This window comes from Flavobacterium sp. KH_035 (assembly GCF_057839565.1).
Genome location: NZ_CM174492.1, coordinates 320,176 through 339,629 on the forward strand (window position 1 = coordinate 320,176; position 19,454 = coordinate 339,629).

At 31.4% G+C, this 19,454-nt stretch carries 21 protein-coding genes; all 21 read right to left on the reverse strand.

Translation table 11 applies throughout. The features are described 5' to 3' along the window. The gene (locus AC3IS6_RS01510; protein ID WP_489163057.1) at positions 1–1,272 is read right to left on the reverse strand and encodes an ABC transporter ATP-binding protein; all 1,272 of its coding nucleotides are present in this window, start codon (positions 1,270–1,272) and stop codon (positions 1–3) included. Positions 1,273–1,293: 21 nt separating this feature from the next. Continuing rightward, complete coding sequence (locus AC3IS6_RS01515; RefSeq protein ID WP_489163059.1) at positions 1,294–2,160, reverse strand: ABC transporter permease; 867 nt, start codon at positions 2,158–2,160, stop codon at positions 1,294–1,296. A 211-nt stretch (positions 2,161–2,371) separates the two neighbouring features. Beyond that, complete coding sequence (locus AC3IS6_RS01520; protein WP_489163061.1) at positions 2,372–4,342, reverse strand: polysaccharide biosynthesis protein; 1,971 nt, start codon at positions 4,340–4,342, stop codon at positions 2,372–2,374. 84 nt (positions 4,343–4,426) lie between these two features. Further along, positions 4,427–5,311 (reverse strand): glucose-1-phosphate thymidylyltransferase RfbA, encoded by an 885-nt coding sequence (rfbA, locus tag AC3IS6_RS01525; RefSeq protein ID WP_489163063.1) that lies wholly within the window; start codon positions 5,309–5,311, stop codon positions 4,427–4,429. A 79-nt stretch (positions 5,312–5,390) separates the two neighbouring features. Next, complete coding sequence (rfbD, locus tag AC3IS6_RS01530) at positions 5,391–6,236, reverse strand: dTDP-4-dehydrorhamnose reductase (protein WP_489163065.1); 846 nt, start codon at positions 6,234–6,236, stop codon at positions 5,391–5,393. Beyond that, positions 6,236–6,784: a dTDP-4-dehydrorhamnose 3,5-epimerase gene (rfbC, locus tag AC3IS6_RS01535; RefSeq protein ID WP_489163066.1), complete on the reverse strand. Its 549-nt coding sequence runs from the start codon at positions 6,782–6,784 to the stop codon at positions 6,236–6,238. The genes rfbD and rfbC overlap by 1 nt, the downstream gene beginning before the upstream one ends. Positions 6,785–6,809: 25 nt before the next feature. Continuing rightward, a complete protein-coding gene (locus AC3IS6_RS01540) occupies positions 6,810–7,949 on the reverse strand; it encodes a DegT/DnrJ/EryC1/StrS family aminotransferase (RefSeq protein WP_489163068.1) in 1,140 nt (379 codons plus the stop codon). Further along, a complete protein-coding gene (locus AC3IS6_RS01545) occupies positions 7,942–8,379 on the reverse strand; it encodes a dTDP-4-dehydrorhamnose 3,5-epimerase family protein (RefSeq protein WP_395338614.1) in 438 nt (145 codons plus the stop codon). The genes AC3IS6_RS01540 and AC3IS6_RS01545 overlap by 8 nt, the downstream gene beginning before the upstream one ends. 54 nt (positions 8,380–8,433) lie before the next feature. Continuing rightward, positions 8,434–9,594 (reverse strand): DegT/DnrJ/EryC1/StrS family aminotransferase, encoded by a 1,161-nt coding sequence (locus tag AC3IS6_RS01550; RefSeq protein WP_489163070.1) that lies wholly within the window; start codon positions 9,592–9,594, stop codon positions 8,434–8,436. Then, on the reverse strand, positions 9,591–10,181 hold the full coding sequence (locus AC3IS6_RS01555; RefSeq protein ID WP_395338610.1) for a sugar transferase: 591 nt from the start codon (positions 10,179–10,181) through the stop codon (positions 9,591–9,593). Before AC3IS6_RS01555 ends, AC3IS6_RS01550 begins: the two co-directional genes overlap by 4 nt. Continuing rightward, positions 10,165–10,776 (reverse strand): GNAT family N-acetyltransferase, encoded by a 612-nt coding sequence (locus AC3IS6_RS01560; RefSeq protein WP_395338608.1) that lies wholly within the window; start codon positions 10,774–10,776, stop codon positions 10,165–10,167. The genes AC3IS6_RS01555 and AC3IS6_RS01560 overlap by 17 nt, the downstream gene beginning before the upstream one ends. A gap of 103 nt (positions 10,777–10,879) precedes the next feature. Further along, a complete protein-coding gene (locus tag AC3IS6_RS01565) occupies positions 10,880–12,007 on the reverse strand; it encodes an N-acetyl sugar amidotransferase (RefSeq protein WP_395338606.1) in 1,128 nt (375 codons plus the stop codon). 17 nt (positions 12,008–12,024) lie between these two features. Continuing rightward, positions 12,025–12,786: an AglZ/HisF2 family acetamidino modification protein gene (locus AC3IS6_RS01570; RefSeq protein WP_489163073.1), complete on the reverse strand. Its 762-nt coding sequence runs from the start codon at positions 12,784–12,786 to the stop codon at positions 12,025–12,027. Next, positions 12,786–13,418 (reverse strand): imidazole glycerol phosphate synthase subunit HisH, encoded by a 633-nt coding sequence (gene hisH / locus AC3IS6_RS01575; RefSeq protein WP_489163074.1) that lies wholly within the window; start codon positions 13,416–13,418, stop codon positions 12,786–12,788. Before hisH ends, AC3IS6_RS01570 begins: the two co-directional genes overlap by 1 nt. An 11-nt stretch (positions 13,419–13,429) precedes the next feature. Continuing rightward, on the reverse strand, positions 13,430–14,674 hold the full coding sequence (locus tag AC3IS6_RS01580; protein WP_489163076.1) for a glycosyltransferase family 4 protein: 1,245 nt from the start codon (positions 14,672–14,674) through the stop codon (positions 13,430–13,432). After that, the gene (locus tag AC3IS6_RS01585) at positions 14,674–15,789 is read right to left on the reverse strand and encodes a DegT/DnrJ/EryC1/StrS family aminotransferase (protein WP_489163078.1); all 1,116 of its coding nucleotides are present in this window, start codon (positions 15,787–15,789) and stop codon (positions 14,674–14,676) included. The genes AC3IS6_RS01580 and AC3IS6_RS01585 overlap by 1 nt, the downstream gene beginning before the upstream one ends. After that, on the reverse strand, positions 15,779–16,234 hold the full coding sequence (locus AC3IS6_RS01590; protein WP_395338597.1) for an acyltransferase: 456 nt from the start codon (positions 16,232–16,234) through the stop codon (positions 15,779–15,781). The genes AC3IS6_RS01585 and AC3IS6_RS01590 overlap by 11 nt, the downstream gene beginning before the upstream one ends. Further along, positions 16,235–16,648, reverse strand: a complete 414-nt coding sequence (locus tag AC3IS6_RS01595; protein ID WP_395338595.1) for a sugar 3,4-ketoisomerase — start codon at positions 16,646–16,648, stop codon at positions 16,235–16,237. Further along, entirely contained in the window at positions 16,645–17,052 is a 408-nt protein-coding gene (locus AC3IS6_RS01600; protein WP_395338593.1) for a sugar 3,4-ketoisomerase, read from the reverse strand. The genes AC3IS6_RS01595 and AC3IS6_RS01600 overlap by 4 nt, the downstream gene beginning before the upstream one ends. 6 nt (positions 17,053–17,058) lie before the next feature. Continuing rightward, on the reverse strand, positions 17,059–18,273 hold the full coding sequence (locus AC3IS6_RS01605) for a glycosyltransferase family 4 protein (protein WP_489163080.1): 1,215 nt from the start codon (positions 18,271–18,273) through the stop codon (positions 17,059–17,061). A gap of 51 nt (positions 18,274–18,324) precedes the next feature. Then, on the reverse strand, positions 18,325–19,452 hold the full coding sequence (gene wecB / locus AC3IS6_RS01610; protein WP_489163082.1) for a non-hydrolyzing UDP-N-acetylglucosamine 2-epimerase: 1,128 nt from the start codon (positions 19,450–19,452) through the stop codon (positions 18,325–18,327). Positions 19,453–19,454: the final 2 nt, after the last annotated feature.

A 19,454-nucleotide genomic window follows, 5' to 3' on the forward strand; every position in this document is an offset into this window, starting at 1 on the left:
TTAATTATCTTGAATTGTCCATTCAAATTTAGGTTTTATAAATCCTGGTTCTTTACCCATCCATGAGCCTAAATCTCTTTGCCCTTCTTCTATATTAAAACAAAGAACATCTTTTTCGACAAATAATGTTAATCTAGAATCTTCAATAATATAAATTGACAAATAATATGTTCCTATATTTAAAAACCCTTCCGGTAACGTACATTTTATCCTATTCAATCCTTCGCTCAATTTCAAGTTATTATTAACGTGAGAAAAAGTAAACAAAGCTTCTCCTAGATCATTACTTAATACAAAAGTTAAATGCAGATTTTTTGAACTATCCTTAAGCGTTAGTAAAGCATTAACTTCTACCTTATGATACTCGTTTAATGGTTCATCACAAGATTTTCCAAATGAGTTCAAACTAAGTTCATTTAGCGAAAACTCTTTTTTATCATATTCAGTAGAAAAAACTTTTTTATTCATTGACTCCGAACCGTGACTCAAATAATAACTAACCGCATTTGCAACACTACCTTGCATGGCCACATGTCCGTTAACAAGAACTACCCCTTTCGTACACAAGCTCTTTACAGCTGCCATATTATGACTCACAAATAAAACAGTTCTTCCACCTTCTTTAGAAATATCCTGCATCTTGCCAATAGCCTTTTTCTGAAATTCGGCATCTCCAACGGCTAAAACCTCATCAATAACCAATATTTCAGGTTCTAAAAAAGCAGCTACTGCAAAAGCTAAGCGAACGGTCATACCGGAGCTATATCTTTTTACAGGTGTATCTATATAACGCTCACAACCCGAAAACTCTATAATTTCATCAAGCTTAGAAGAAATTTCTTTTTTAGTCATTCCTAGAATGGCACCATTTAAGAAAATATTTTCTCTTCCCGTCATCTCACCATTAAAACCCGTTCCTACTTCAAGAAGTGAAGCAATACGGCCACGAGATTTTATACTTCCAGTAGTGGGAGCTGTTACTTTTGACAGTATCTTTAAAAGTGTTGATTTTCCTGCTCCATTTTTACCAATAATTCCGAGAACTTCTCCTCGTTCCACTTCAAAGTTAATATCTTGTAAGGCCCAAACATAATCTGAAGTTCCTTTTGTTGAGCGATCATTTGTTTCACCTATCTTTAAATACGGATTTTCTTTTCCTCTGATCTTATGCCACCAACGATTGATGTCATGACTTAGAGTTCCCGTGCCAACCTGTCCTAAACGATATTGTTTAGAAATGTTTTCGGCTTTTAATATTATATCTTTTTCCAATTGTAAATGCTAAATCATTAATTAAACAGTATCTATAAAACTTTTCTCTGTTCTATTAAAAACCAGAAGTCCTATAAAAAATACTGTTATAGTGACAACTAAAGTATAGACTAATCCTAAAACCGAAATTTCTCCAACATTCAATAACATGAAACGAGCACTCTCAATAATATATGCTAACGGATTATATTCTACTAGCCAACCGTAATCAGGCAATTTATCTTTAATAAGCTCCATGGGATACATTACTGCAGATAAATACATTAGTAGTTGTATACCAAAACCGATTAGATGACTAAAATCACGATATTTTGTTACCATGGCAGAGATAAGCATTCCTAATCCCAATCCTAAAATTCCCATTATGATTATTAAAAAAGGAAAGAATAAAAACAGGCCATTTAAACTTAAATCGGCTCCCTGAAAATAATAGAAGATATAAAATCCGACAAAAATCAAAAATTGAATTCCGAACTTTACAAGATTTGAAATTACAACTGATAAAGGTGTAATGATTCGCGGAAAATATACTTTCCCAAAAATTGCAGCATTGGCCTTAAAAGTATCCGACGTCCCGGTCAGGCATGAAGTAAAATAATTCCAAACGGTTATTCCTGCCAGATTAAATAAAAATGGTGGAACTGTTCCCGTATTGATACCAGCAACATTATTGAATATAATTGTAAAGGTAACAGAAGTAAATAATGGCTGTATGAGATACCAAAGCGGACCTAACACAGTTTGTTTATAAACCGTAATTACATCTCTCTTTACAAAAAGAAATAATAAGTCACGGTATTGCCAAACCTCTTTTAGGTTTAACGAGAAGAACTTATTCTTAGGTGTTATTTCAAACAACCAATCATTGGGGGTATTGTTGTTATTCATTTTAAAATTGTCACAAGCAGATTGCAACTAAGTCAGTAGGTAAAACTTTTTCTCAAAAAATCAATTTAATCTTTAAAATCCGAACAGCGTCCCTGTCTAATTAACAAGATTTTTATATGCTTAAAATTTATTTAAAAAGCAAAAAAGGCGTTTTCTAAAAAAACACCTTTTTTATTGTATCGAATTAAACCTTAATTCAAATATTGTAAAATTACTTATCTAAAACCTCAAAAGTAGAATTCATACTTTTGAATTCGGGAACAATTTTTTTCATTTTCGCTACTATATCCTCATTGTCATAAAAATCGGCTATTCCGATAAGTTCATCGATCTCGATATGCAGATTCTCATACTCGTCTTGAATCTCCTGAGCAATCATAATCTTATTATGATAAGTTGGTAATGTTTTAGAAGTATCGTTTAATAACTCTTCATATAATTTCTCCCCAGGTCGTAACCCAACAATTTTAATTTTTATTTCCTTATCCGGAATAAAACCTGCCAGTTTAATCATTTTTTTAGCCAAATCTATAATTTTTACAGGCTTACCCATATCAAAAATATAAATCTCACCTCCGTTACCCATTGCGCCAGCTTCTAAAACTAATTGACAGGCTTCAGGAATAGTCATAAAATAGCGAATAATATCCTGATGCGTAATAGTAACCGGTCCGCCTTCAGCAATTTGTTTCGTAAATAATGGAACTACTGATCCGTTAGAACCTAAAACATTTCCGAAACGGGTCGTGATAAATTTAGTAACGCTTTCTCCTCCATTTTCTCTCTGATTTTTCAAGAACAAGGATTGAACATACTTTTCAGCAATTCTTTTACTCGCTCCCATAACATTACTAGGATTCACCGCTTTATCTGTTGAAACCATGACAAATTTTTTGACATGATACTTACAAGACAAATCTGCTAAGTTCTTAGTCCCCTTGATATTCGTCTGAATAGCCTGTGCCGGGTTTTCTTCCATTAACGGAACATGTTTGTATGCGGCCGCATGAAAAACAACATGAGGGTTATAATTTTTGAAAACTTTTTCCAATGCTTTTTTACTTCTTACATCAGCTATTACTGCTATAATTTTTGACTCAGAACCTAAAGTTAAAGTCTCTAAACACAAATTATGAAGTGGAGTTTCAGCATGATCCAGAATAATCACCATTTTAGGATTAAAACCAAGTACCTGTCTTACTATTTCACTACCTATAGATCCTGCTGCACCAGTAATTAGAACTGTTTTGTCTTTTAACTGTTTTGAAATCGATTTACTATCTAGAACAATAGGTTTTCTTTCTAATAAATCTTCAATCTGAATGTTTTTTACTTTTTGTGAAATTTCTTTTTGATTCTCCCAGTCCGAAATCAACGGAACAGTATATACTCTGTAATTAAACTCCAAACATTGATCTACAATAATTAATTGTTCATCTTTAGACAAGCTCTTATCAGCAATAATAACACCTTCTGCAGCTACAGAACGCATCAAAGCCGGTAATTTTTTTCTTAAAATCAGAATAGGTAAATCCAGCATTCGCTTAGATGCATTCTGATTGTTTTTATCAACAAACCCGACAATTTTAAATCGCGAAGGAGTTTCAAACTTCAAAGCATTAGCAACTGAAATTGCATTAGCATCTGTTCCATAAATTACTGTACGAATTAATTTTGTAGTTGTTTTTTCAGAAAAATACAATTCAAATGTCTGCTTTACGATCACACGATATAAAAACAAACCGCAAAATGACAATACTAAATTGATAAAAAGAGCGGTATTTAAAAAAGCCTTATGTCCTGTATATAGTTCAAAAACTAAATTAAAAAACAAGAAAAACACCAAAACTGACATTTGAGAAAACAGTAATTTTATAGCGTCAATATAAGAGGAATGTCTAATAATACCCGAATAAGTTCTAAATAGCCAAAAGAAAAATATATTAATCAGAATTAAACTTGAGACAAAGAAAAACTGATGAGAAGTAATAATATAACCTAATGCCGTTCCTTCAAACAACATATAGGTAAAAGTAAAAGAAAAGATCAGTACCATTATATCTATGACAATAATGATCCATCTAGGTAAGTAACTAAGATTATTAATACTAGCTCGTAAGTTTCTCGGTGAGAATAAATTAAGCAATAAAGAAGCTATTTTGGTTTGTTTATCTGTATCCAATTTGGTTCAATTTAATTTTGTAAACTTTGTATGACCTACAAAAATACAAATTAAAGGTTTTAAAAAATGATTTTCAGCAGTAAATTAGACTTTAACACCTTTTTTCTTTTGTTTTAAAAATTCAATTAAATAAGATCCATATCCTGATTTAATCAAAGGCTGAGCAAGTTTCTCCAATTCATCATCATTTATGAATCCTTGTCTCCAAGCAACTTCTTCTATACAGCCAACTTTAAGTCCCTGTCTTTCCTCCAAAACCTGAACAAATTGTCCCGCCTGCATTAAACTATTAAAAGTTCCCGTATCCAACCAAGCTGTTCCTCTACTTAAAATACCTACTTTTAAAGAATCTCTATCCAGATAAACTTTATTTACATCTGTAATTTCGTACTCTCCTCGAGCACTTGGAGCAATATTTTTTGCAATTTCTACCACCGAATTATCATAAAAGTATAATCCCGGAACAGCAAAATTTGATTTCGGTATCTCTGGTTTTTCTTCAATAGAAATTGCCTTAAGATCCTTATCAAATTCAACAACTCCATATCGTTCAGGATCTGAAACGTGATAAGCAAATACAACACCTCCTTGAGGTTTTGTATTTGACTTCAAAAGCTCTTGCATATTAGATCCAAAGAAAATATTATCTCCAAGTATTAAGGCAACATCATCTTTGCCTATAAATTCTTCACCAATAACAAAAGCTTGCGCTAATCCATTTGGAATTGCTTGTTCAGCATAACTAAACTTGCATCCTAAATTAGAACCATCACCCAATAATTTTTTAAAATTTGGTAAATCATGAGGTGTCGATATAATCAAAATTTCATTAATACCCGACATCATCAAAGTTGATAAAGGATAATAAATCATTGGTTTATCATAAACGGGCATCATCTGTTTGCTCATTGCCAATGTTAAAGGATGCAAACGGGTACCAGAACCTCCTGCTAAAATAATTCCTTTCATAAATCTTAAATTTTAGACTTTAGGTTTTAAGATTTTAGATTCTGATTGCTCAAGCACCTAAAATTCTAATCCTAAATTTTTAAACAAACATTTTTTTTAGACTTTCCTTATAGTCAGGAACATCCACATTATAAACTTCCTTAATCTTCTTTTTATCTAATAATGAAAATTCCGGACGTTTTGCCGGTGTTGGATATGATGCTGATGGTATCCCATTAACATTACAATTATATCCTCCCAGTTCTTTTATGGTCAACGCAAATTCATACCAACTTATTTCTCCTTCATTTGAATAATTATAAATTCCCGGAATCCAATTCGCAAATTTTACTATATCAATCATTGTTTGAGCCAAATCAGCAGCATAAGTTGGCGAGCCAATTTGATCGTTAACCACATTAAGCGTTTCCCTTTCATGCATTAATCGCTGCATAGTCTTAACAAAATTATTTCCAAATTTACTATATACCCAAGAGGTTCTTATAATAATAGAACTTGGATTCTCTTTCAAACAAGCAATTTCACCAGCTCTTTTACTTGCGCCATAAACATTTATAGGATTTGTGACTGCCTTTTCATTCAAAGCAAAAGAAGAAGATCCATCAAATACATAATCTGTTGAAATGTGGATTAATTTTACATTATTTTCAAATGTATACCTTGCAATTAACGCTATGGCCAAATGGTTTATTGTAAATGCCAATTCTTTTTCAGTTTCAGCTTTATCTACTGCTGTATAAGCGCCACAATTAAAAACAATATCTGGTTTAATCTCATTCAACTGATCTTTCAGCAACTCTAAATTATCTAGCGTAATCTTAGTTCTATCTGCAAAAATCCATTCAAATTCTGGATAAGATGCTGATAGAACTGAAATTTCGGATCCTAATTGTCCATTTGCTCCAGTAACAAGTGTTTTTCTCATTAAAATAAGCTATTGCAATTATCAATAAAAGGAAGCACTTGATCTTTTTCAGAAACAATAGCTTCTTTCAGATCCATTCCCCAATCAATATTTAAAGATGGATCATCGTATTTAATTCCACCCTCAGAAGCTTTATTATAAAACTGATCACATTTATACATTACTGAAGCGGTCTCACTTATGACCGAAAAACCATGTGCAAAACCTTTAGGGATTAATAATTGCTTTTTATTCTCCGCCGATAATAAAACACTGAATGCTTTTCCATAAGTAGGAGAGTCTTTTCTCAGATCGACTGCAACATCAATAATCTCACCTTGCAACACACTTAATAATTTAGTCTGCGAAAATGGTGGATTTTGATAATGCAACCCCCTTAAGGTATTCTTTTTTGAAAAAGACTGATTATCTTGAACGAAATCGATATTTATTCCTAAGTCTGCAAATTTTTCTTTACTGTAAGATTCAAAAAAGTAACCTCTTTCATCTCCAAAAACAAGTGGCTCAATAATTAATAAATCCTCTATAAAAGTTTTTTCTGATTTCATTTAATCAACAATAATACTTTAAACTTCATTTAAAAAATACGTCTAAAACGTTTTTAATTCTTAACCTATCGTCATCACTCAAATTAGATCCCGAAGGTAAGCATAATCCTTTTTCAAATAATTCTTCTGCAACTTTATTACCATAATATGGATATTTTTCGAAAATTGGCTGTAAATGCATTGGCTTCCATAATGGCCTACTTTCGATATTCTCTTTTTCAAAAGCGATTCTCAATTCTTCTCTAGTTACACCATTTTTTACATTTGGTTCTATAACAATTGTACTCAACCAATGATTAGAAAGATAATAACTATTTAAACCTTCCAGAAGCTTCACCCCAGTTATACTATCAAAAATACTCTTGTAAAAAAAATACATTTCTTTGCGAGCTCTTAAATTTTTCTCCAAAATCCGCATTTGCGCAAGACCAATTCCAGCACAAATATTACTCATTCTATAATTGTACCCAATTTCGCTATGTTGATAATGAACCGCAATATCTTTTGACTGATTAGAATAAAAAATTGCTTTTTCCTTTAACTTTTTCGAATCTGTAATTAACGCTCCACCACTTGAAGTTGTAATAATTTTATTCCCATTGAATGAAAGAATTCCAAATGCACCAAAACTTCCACATTTTCTACCTTTATATGTACTTCCCAAAGCTTCTGCACTATCTTCGATAATTGCTATTCCGTATTTATCTGCGACGGCATGAATTTCATCAACTTTATAGGGAATTCCATATAAATGTACAGCAATAATCGCTTTAGGCTTTTTCCCTTTTTTTATTCTGTCTTTTATTGCTATTTCAAGATTCTCAGGACAAATATTCCATGTATCAGATTCACTGTCAACAAAAACTGGTACCGCTCCTTGATATAAAATAGGATTTGCAGATGCAGAAAATGTCATACTTTGACAAATTACTTCATCACCATATTTTACTCCTAGTAAAACCAATGCCAAATGAATAGCTGATGTCCCAGAATTTAATGCTGTTACAAATGATTCATTATTAAAATAATTTTGCAGTTTATTTTCAAAATCATCAACATTTGGCCCTCCAGAAGTTATCCAATTTGTCTCTAATGCCTTTTGAATATATTCTTGCTCAAAACCACTTTCTTGACATAATGATAAATATATTCTTCTATTATCCATTTATAAGCCAGTAATCTGAAGGATAACGAACACTATCTTCATCTACATTTGTTAATGGTAAAGTTGTAAATGACATCAATTTTGCATTTGATTCCAAAGATTCAATAGCATTTGCATAACCTTCCGGTATATGAAGTATATTATTTTCCTCTGTAGTAAGTAATATGCTCTCTACCTTCAAATCCTTGGAAGGAGATTCCCAATTGTCAATTTTTACAAAATGCACCCTTACTTTTCCTTGGATACAATAAAAAAACTTATTATCAATTTTGTGCCCTTGCCAAGCTCTTAGTGGATATTCATCGGAGTTACAAATAATGTAAAATCGTTCAATCTCATCAAATTTAAAATCATTGACAAAGGAAATCTGTCCACGATTGTCTCTATGAAAACCTCCTTTTATTAAGTAAGGCTGTTTAATCTGTTTCATTATATCGCAATAGCTTTATCACAAATTTATTTGTACTTCTTTTTAGTGACTTAACTATGATAATATGTTTTTAATAGTGTCCACAATGTATTGCAGTTCTTCGGTAGTCATATACGGATATAAAGGTAAGGAAACATTTCCAAGCCAGGTTAACTGAGCATTTGGATAATCTTCTTTAACCAAATTATATCTCTCTTTATAATAAGTTAATTGATGAATTGGTTTGTAATGAACAGAAGTACCAACCCCTTGCTCTGACATTTTTTCGATAAACTCGTTTCTTGAGATTCCAGACTTTTCATTCAAAACAATTGGAAATAAATGCCATGCATGATCTTCTAACTTACCATTACATATTGGTAAATCTATCATAGATAGGCCTTTCAAATTTTCATAATAAAACTCTACAGCTTTTTGTCGCTCAGATCTAAATAACTCAGCTTTTTCTAGTTGGCCTAAGCCAATTGCAGCAGCTAAATCTGGCATATTATATTTGTATCCTGCATCAATTACATCATACTCCCAAGATGGCGTTTTAGATGTAAAGCGATCCCATATATCTCTGTTAATACCATGCAAACGCATTGTTTTCACTCTTTTGTATATATTTTCATCATCGGTAACCAACATTCCACCTTCGCCTGTTGTTATTGTTTTATTCGCATAAAAACTAAAACAAGTAATGTCGCCAAAAGTTCCAATCATTTTTCCGTTATTTCGAGTTGGAAATGCATGAGCAGCATCCTCCATAATCTTTATATCATGACGATTACAAATTTCAATTAATTCCTCCATTTGAGCAGCCTGACCACCATAATGAACAACAATTAATAATTTTATATTATCATGCTTTTCTATAGCGTCTATTAGAATCTCTGGTGTAATTAAATTAGTTCGATACTCAGTATCAATCGGAATTATTTCTGCTCCAATATATCTTACCACCTCTCCAGTTGCTGCAAATGTCATACTTGGAATAAGTACTTTATCTCCAGCTTTTATTCCCAGCGCATCTATTCCTAAATGCAATGCAGCAGTGCAGGAATTTACAGCGCATGCATATTTAGCTCCCACAAAATCAGCAAATTTTTTCTCAAATTCAAGTGTTTTCCCTGCGGTAGTTAACCAACCAGAATCTAATACTTCATTTAAATATTTTCGTTCACTTTCTCCAATAAAAATTTTAGAAAAGGGAATTTTGGTTATTGTACTCATTTTATGACTATTTCTTTGATTGTTGTTAAAATAATTTTAGTATCCAATAGAACAGAATGATTCTGAACATAATCAACATACATTTTAAGTTTTTTAGGCAAAATCTCTTCTTTATATGTTAATGTTGGATCTTGTGAATTGGCCAGTATTTCTTCTTCATTCCTAAACATTATTGATGCATTATCAGTTATACCCGGACGAATACTATGAACAATTTTCCATTGATCAGGATAAATTTGTGTCCATTGCTGCACTTCAGGCCGAGGTCCAACTATAGACATATCACCAATAAAAACATTAATTAATTGTGGTAACTCATCCATTTTTGTTTTTCGTAATACACGACCCAATGGAGTAATACGAGATGAATCTCCAGCGTCAAAACTTCCACTAGTTTTTCCGGACGCCAGACTCATTGTTCTAAACTTAAACAATTTAAACAGCTTTCCTTCTTTGCCTACTCTAAACTGAATAAAAAAAACAGGTCCGGGCATTTTAATTTTGATTAATAGCGCGATTAAGGCAAAGGGTAAAATCAAAATAATTAAACCAATTAAAGAAAACAAAAAATCAATTATTCGTTTCATCTAACTTTTTTATCAATTTATACATATGTCTGTTTGGATAAGCTATGAAATCATAATACACTTCATAACCGCATTTATTATAAAATTTTATGACGCTATCGTTATCATTAAAATCGGTTGTCAGAGCTATTTTTATCGCACTATGAATTTTTACTTTTTTTTCAAATTCTTCTAACAAAACTTTTCCATAACCCGCACCTTTTAGATTTGGCAAAATAGCTATTGACAATAATTCAGCATATTGTTTATCATCAATTTTATTAGATTTCTTATTTATATTCTTAACTAATCTAATTATAACTTGGGGTCTGCTTAATGAAACAAATAAAAGACTTTTAAAAAAAAGAAAAGTGTTCTGTAACAAAAGTGTTTTATGAAAACCTGCTGATTGACTTGTACCAGTAGCAAAACCGTTTAAATTACCATCACTATCAAACAAGCCAATTCCAATACTGGTATTATTATTCACAGAAGCTGTATAATATGTTTCAAGAAATCGCTTGCCTAATGATGTTAAGAAAAAATCTTTAAATGATTTTGCATGCACTTCAGCAATTTTTGGCACATCGGAGATATTTAAATCTCTTATTTCCATTTGATTTTGTTTAAATATTAAACTTATATTATTAATTCTAATGCTGGGTTCTTCGATAATTTTTTTTAACCTAAACAAGAGACCCATTCGTTAAAACAAATCGTTAACCTACTCTAATAATATAATTTCTTGCTATTCTAATAATACTATTAAAGCGTTTCCACAAACTTTCATTGTTTGGATAATCTGCATATGTTTTATTAGGTGCTTTCAGGATAGATTCGAATTCATCTTCACTTAAACCTAATTTTTTAATTACATAATCTCTATCTTGCTCTAACATTTCTTTAGGAGCTGGAGGCTTACTAATTTCTTCCAAAGCTTCATCTCTTGAAATTTGTCCTGAGCAAACCAATGCTGACAAGTATGATTTTCTTAGATCATAACCAAATTTAACTGGTAAATAAAAGGCATGAAAAAATCTGGTAAATATCGATTCGTAATGCTTACCTCCATAATCTTGCCATCCAAGTTCATCAATAAGTGTTTGTTTTGCCTCTGCTTTATTATAAGGTATGTAATTTAAAATAGGTACCCATCTAATTCCTCTAACCAATAAATAATCAACATAATCCATTGTTGACAAACTTGGATAAGTTTTCATCTTAACTTTTCCAAACTGTCGGTGAAGAGATTTTATTAATTTTGAATCTTTAGATCCATACAACCATGATTCTGGCATGATCGATTCTGTAACGACATTATTACCTGCTATGATATAAGGAATTTTCATTTTAGCAGCTGTCTTAATCAAAAGTGCCCAAATTGCGTGGTCGGTTGGGATTTCAATGTTCGAAATCGAAGATTTTATAAATGAAGTCTGAATATCTCTAAATTCTTTCCAATCTAAAACACAAGTATCAAGATCAATATCCAGACGCTTAACAATTTGTTCTACATTTGCAACAGCCAGCTCTGTATTCCATCCATTATCAAGATGAATTGCAAAAGCTCGAAGACCATATTTCTTTTTAATCACATAAGCAACATACGAACTATCTACACCTCCACTTAATCCGATCAAACAATCGTATCTTGAGTTTTTACCTTTGCGTTTTATTTCTTCGATTAATTTTTCTAACTTCTCTTCACCTCCCTTATCAGTATGCACATCATTAACAAGTACATTATCATAATTATGGCAAAAATTACAAACGCCATTGTTATCGAAAGTTATTTCCTTCGCTGTTTCATCCATTATGCAACGGCTACATACTTTTACTGTATTCATTTTTTCTGATTATATGATTATTCTTTTAATTCTTGCTCAAGTTGGTCTGTAGTAATATAACTAATTAATACCGCTTTATGTACTCCCTGAAAAACGAACATTGATCCCGCTCCAACAGCTGAAGCTCCTACTTTTACGGCTTTAATAAAGTCAGTTATTGTTCCCGCGCCACCAACTGCAACTACAGGAATATTTAGCATGCCCGAAACTTTTTCAACAAGTTCTAAGTCATACCCCAACATTGTACCGTCTTTATCTATGTTATTAATTACTAATTCACCAAACCCTATTTCCTGTATTAATCTAATGCAAGAATCAAGGCTTAAATTTTGCTTTTTCTTTCCACTATTACTATAAACTTTATAGTTACCCCATATATCTTTTTTTACATCTAAAGATGCAACAATACTTTGGCTTCCATATATTTTAATAGCTTCTTCAATTAAGTTCTTATCTGTAAAAATAGTGGAGTTCAAAATTACTTTTTCTACTCCAATATTAAATAGTTGTTCAATATGTTCCATTTTTGAGATACCACCTCCATATCCGACAGGCATAAATGCCTCTGAAACAATTTCCTTAATTTCTAAAAAATTAGGACTTGTTCCATTTCTAGTAGCACTAATATCTAGAAGGACTAGTTCATCAACTTCTTTTTGATTAAAAATTTTAACCGCATTAATTGGATCACCAATGTATTTATCTTTTGAAAACTTTACCGTTTTAACCAACCCTCCATCATTCAATAGCAAAATTGGTATTATTCTTGTCCTAAGCATTAATATTTCTCTAAAAAGTTTCTAAATAAATTAACTCCAAAACGATGACTCTTTTCAGGGTGAAATTGTGCTCCTATAAGATTATCAACTTCAAACGAAGAAACAAAATCAAATCCATAGGTGGTTTTTGTAAGTATATCACTTTCATTCTGACATTTTACAAAATAGGAATGAACAAAATAAAACCTTGAGTTATCATCTAATCCATCTAAAATATTAGATGGCTTATTAATATGTATTTTATTCCATCCCATATGAGGAACTTTAAGTTTCGAATCTGAACCAAAATCGAATTTTTTAACTTCTGCCTGAACAAATGACAAACCTGGCAAAGCACCTTCATCACTAGATTCACACATAATTTGCATTCCCAAACATATTCCTAAAAATGGTTTTTTCTTAACCAAAGCCATTTCTTTTAAGACATCCATCAAACCTAATTTTTTAATATTGGTCATTGCCCGATCAAAATGTCCTACTCCTGGTAAAATAATTTTATCGGCATTTGAGATGATATTAACGTCTGAGGTTATTACAGCTTTTACTCCCAAATATTTCAACATATTATCAATTGACCCAATATTTCCCATACCATAATCAATAATAACAACTTTTTGATTTCTATATTCCATTATATTGTCTTCTAAATTCCGTTTATCAATTCAACATATCGCTCAGTCAACAACTTGTAGTCGTAATTTTCAGACGCATTCCTCGCATTAGCACAAATAATATTATATTCATTCTTATCCATTTTATAAAAAGATAAGATTGCATCAGCATATTCTTTAGAATCTTTAAATTCTTCCGCTATCCCAATATTAAATTTTTCAATTGGACAATAATTCATTTTAACGTTTGCACAAATAGGTTTCCCACTTGCCATATATTGAAAGGATTTACTTTGACTACCACCGTATCTAAGAATTGAACTAGGTTTATAATTAAGAATATTCAATGAACTCTTACTAAGAATATATGGTACAAATTTTAGTTCTACCCATTTTTGTTTAAAAACAATATTATTAAGCTGCTTTTCTTTACAATATTGTTCTAAAGTCGATCTGTCCTCTCCGTCTCCGTAAATTAAAAATTTAATATCAGCTATATCTTTTAAATGTTCAGCCGCTTCTACAAACTGCATAACATTATTTGCAAGTCGAATTGATCCAATATAAATAACTTTAAAAACCTGATCATTCTCTAAATCTTCATCTGAAATTTTATAATTTATTTTGTTAAAATCAAAATCTTGTAGATCTACTCCGTTATTAATATAGAATACCTTATTAATGTCTATTTTACCGCCTTGTTCTAAATCCCATTTTTTCTCTCTAATATAGTCCTTACCACCTTCCATTGAAAAAATGAGCAAATCAGCTTTTTTATAAAGCCAGTATTCAGCCCAATATGCAAGTTTTAATAATGGGTTTTTTTTAGATACTAATCCATAAGCAACAAAAGATTCAGGCCATAAATCAACTATATCAACAATAAATTTTGCTTTTAATTTTCGTGCTACGAAATAGGTAATATTACCAAAGGGAACCGCAGCAATGTGTGAGATAAAATCTGGTTTTTCAAAACTAGAAGCATGCCACCAAAGCCTGAAATAAAATTCCAAAATACTATAGATCCTAGTTAATCCATTAGAATTGTAATTAGATGTTCGAATATGAATAAATTTTTGTTCATCCTCATATTCTGAAAATTTATAAGAAGAATTGTCCTCTATTAGATTTATTGTAGTATTATGAAGAAAACTCCCGCTAATAATCGTTACATCAAAACCGTGTGAACGTAAATATTGTGCGCGTTTAAGAGTTTGAATTCTAGCCTCATATTTAGGAGGCATTGCTGCAGGATTAATTAACCAAACTTTTTTCACTACAGTTTCCACTTATTAATTGCCTTAACAACACTTGTAATTTCCTCTTCTGTCATAACTGGACTAATTGGCAAACTTAATTCCTCATTATGTATTTGTTCAGTTATTGGAAATGACATTTCATTATACTCTTTGTAACATTGTTGTTTATGAGGAGGTATTGGGTAATGAATTAATGTTTGCACCTCATTATCTTTAAGATATTGTTGAAGCTCATCTCTGTTTTTAGAAAAAACTGGAAATAAATGAAAAACATGGCTACTCCAATCAGAAAGTGCTGAAATACTAACCAATGGGTTTTTTATTTCACTCATATATCTGCGGGCAACATGTTTTCTTGCTTCAATATCTCTATCAAGGTATTTTAATTTTACATCAAGTACCGCAGCCTGAATTTCATCTAATCTACTATTCAAGCCTTTATATTTACTCACATATTTTTCACTTGAACCATAATTAGCCAAAGCTCTAATTGTCTTAGTTAAATTATCATCATTAGTGGTGACAGCACCTGCATCGCCCAAAGCACCCAAGTTTTTACCTGGATAAAAACTATGGCCGGCTGCATCACCAATAGCGCCTGTTTTTACATTTCCAAAATAACATCCGTGAGCTTGAGCATTATCTTCGATCAGTTTGAGATTGTATTTTTCACACAAACTTCCTATTTTATCTGTATAACTGCATCTCCCATAAAGATGGACAATCATAATGGCTTTTGTTTTATCTGAAATGACTTCTTCTATTCGATTATCATCAATTTGAAGTGTTTCAGGATCTGGTTCTACAAATACAGGAATCAAATTATTATCGGTAATCGCTAATATCGATGCAATATATGTATTTATTGGAACAATTACTTCATCACCTTCCTTCATAAAACCTAACTCTATGTACGCTCTCAAAATAAGCCTTAAGGCATCTAAGCCATTTGCTACACCAATAGTATATTTTGTCCCAATATAATTAGAATAATTTTTTTCAAAAGTATTATTTGCTTCTCCTTGCAGATACCAACCGGAAGAGATTACCTTGTTAACAGCATCATGAATTTCATTTGAAAATTCATCGTTTAATTTTTTTAGATTTAAAAATGGAACCATATTATTTTTCAAGTTTTCTTATAAATTTTGCCGGATTACCGAACCATAACTCATTATCAGGAATATCTTTTGTAACCAAACTACCAGCGCCTACCATTGCATTTTTACCAATTGTTACACCTCCTAAGATTGTAGATGCTGCACCAATTGAAGCATTTGTCTTAATTAATGTTCTTTGCAATTGAAATGGCATTTTGGCTCTTGGATATTTATCATTAGTGAAAGTAACATTTGGACCAATCTGAACATTATCTTCAATTGTTATTCCATCCCATAGATAAACACCATTTTTTACTGTTACATTATTTCCTATTACCACATCATTTTCTATAAAACAATGTGCACAAATATTACAATCATTCCCAATTTTTGCATTTTTAAGCACAACAACATACTGCCAAATATTTGTACTTTCAGGCACTTGTTCACTAATACACTCTGCTAATTTATGTACCATTTATTTTTTATAATTTATAAATTCTTGAAAATCTCTAATATAATCAAACTCATTATACAAATGCGAAGCTAGCACTAAACAAACAGATCCTGAAGAAAAGTCATCAAGTTCTCGCCAGATTCCAGGAACAATTAACAAGCCAACATTTGGATTGTTTAGAAAAAAGGTTCTTTTAATATGACCATCATTTAGTGTAATACTAAAACTTCCGCTAGCAGCAACTATTAATTGATGCAACTCTTTGTGAGCATGACCTCCTCTACTTTCATTACCAGGTACATCATATAAGTAATATATTCTTTCTATAGGAAAAGGAACACTTTTATTCTCTTCAATAATAGTAATATTACCTGCTCTATTGTGTATTTTATTTAATTCAATTAAACTGCATCCATAGACCGTACTTTCTCTCATAGCTGCTTAGTTTTTAAAAATAAGTCATAATCTCTAATATAATCCTCGTCAGAAAATAACGTGGAGCTCGAAACCATTGCTAGAGAATTAGTCGAAAAATTATTCATTTCCCTCCATAATGTTGACGGTATGTAAAGACCATAATATGATCTATTTAATGTAAAGGTTTTCTTTTGCTTTCCATCATCAACAATTACATCAAACCCGCCAGATAATGCAATTATAAATTCATGTTGTTCCAAAAAAGCATGCCCACCTCTGCCGTAGCCTCCCGGTACATCATAAATCCAATATGTCCTTTTAATCTTAAAAGGAATATGATTGTTAGATTCCAAAAATGACAGATTCCCTCTTTGATCCTCAATTTTAGGAAGTTGAATGATTTTAACGTCTTCTAAAAACATATAAAATTAATTATTATTAATCGTTATCTTTTTTAAATAATCTAAAGCAACTTTACTATCAGTTAGAGATGATGCGGTTTCAATTGCTTTAGTTGCAACTCGCATTTTATCCTCATAAGACATCTGATTTATCTCAATAAATAAATTTTTCAATGTTTCAACATTTCTTGCCTCACAAAGAAAACCATTTTCACCATGTTTTATAACACCATCTATTCCTTGCCCGATTGTACCAATCGTAATACATCCTTTACTCATCGCTTCAACATAAACCAAACCAAAAGCTTCTGGTTTGCTGACCATAACAAAAATGTCATTATTGATCATTTTCTCTTGTACTTCGTCTCTAGACAATTTCCCAAGCATAGTGACACATCCTTCAAGTTTGAGCTCAGTAATTTTTTGCAAAATCTTTTCATTTAACATTCCTTCACCTAATATTTCAAGGGTAAAATTCCGGTCAGGAAAAGCCAAATTCACAGCTTCAAGTAAAATATCAATATTTTTCAAAGGTATCAACATTCCCACAAAACAAATTGAAATCTTTTCTCCGGCAAACTTTGTCTTTGGTGTTTCTGATAAAATATAATTTTCAGGAATTCCAGATGGACAAATAAATGTATTGTTTCTTTCACCAAACATTCTAAAAAAAACATTTCTCATTTCGTCAAAACGAAATCCAATGTAATCTAAGTTTGCCAAAAGCTGAGATGCTTTTGAACCAAATAAATCAGAAATTACCTTAGGATTTTCATGAAGTACTAAAGAAGTTTTTGCAGCCGGATAGTATTTTTTAAGTTCCGTAATTAATGGTAACTGCGGATTAACAAAATGCGAAATAATTATGTCTGGCTGAAATTTTCCATGCAAATTATCAGTGTATATAATTTTTGCCTGCTTTCTAATTGTACTATTAAAAAACTTAAAATGAGGGAAAATTTTAAAAATAGGTTGGCTAACAACATTAATTCCCTCATGCACAAATTCAACTCTTTTGTTTAATCGAACAAAAGGTATAAAGTCAGTTTGAAAGATTTTTTTTAAAAATGTTTTTAAAATTTTGGCAAAAGAGTAAAAAATAGTTGGAAAGACCGATCTAAAATGTACAACCCTAACCTCATGCCCTAGTTGAACCCACTCTTTTGCATAATAATGTACAACTGGAGTATCAAATGAGCTATTGGGATTTGGATACTCAGATGTCAGTATTAATAATTTCATTCTTTATTTAATTTTTTGTTATAAAAGGAATAGAAAATACATTTGCTTTTCTTATGATTTTTTCCAAACCATCTTATTGATTATACCTGTATAACTTTGGATAATTTTAATTACTTTGGTCGAAACATTCTCATCTGCATACGCTGGGACAATGCTACCCATTTCTTCATTCTTATGCATTTCAACAACTAGATTAACTGCCTGTAAAATCTGTTCGGATGTTATTGAACCTATTGTAAAAACTCCCTTTTCCATTGCTTCAGGTCGTTCAGTTGATGTTCGTATGGAAACTGCAGGAAAGTTAAAATACGCACTTTCTTCTGGTAATGTTCCGCTGTCAGATACTACACAAAAAGCACTTTGTTGTAATTTATTATAATCAAAAAAACCAAGTGGTTCATTCAAAATTACATTGTCGTGAAATTTAAAACCAGTTCTTTCAATATTCTTTTTTGAACGAGGGTGACAGCTATAAAGTATTGGGATTTTATATTCCTCCGCCATTATATTAATAGAGTTCATCAGGGAATTAAAATTACTTTCAATATCTATATTTTCTTCTCTATGAGCGGAAAGCAAAATATATTTTCCTTCTTCCAGTCCTAAATTTTCTAATACACTACTATTATTTATTTCCTTTATACTTTCGTTAAGTATTTCTGCCATTGGAGAACCAACCACATGAGTATATTCAGGTTTAACTCCAGATTCAAGGATATAACGTCTTGCATGCTCAGAATAACACAAATTGACATCACTAGTGACATCTACAATTCGACGAATAACTTCTTCAGGCAAATTTTCATCTTTGCAACGATTTCCTGCTTCCATATGAAAGATTGGGATTTTAAGCCGTTTAGCCGAAATCACACTCAAACATGAATTGGTGTCTCCTAAAACAATAACCGCATCAGGCTTAATCTCATTCATTAAATCATAAGATTTCGCTATTACATTCCCCATTGTTTGCCCAAGATTCTCCCCCACTACATTGAGATAATGGTCTGGTTCTTTTAAGCCTAAATCTTTAAAAAAAACTTCATTTAATGAGTAGTCATAATTTTGCCCTGTATGAACTAAAATATGATCAAAATATTTATCGCTCTTTTTTATTATTGATGACATTTTAATAATCTCAGGTCGAGTCCCTACAATTGTCATCAGTTTTAGTTTCTTCATAT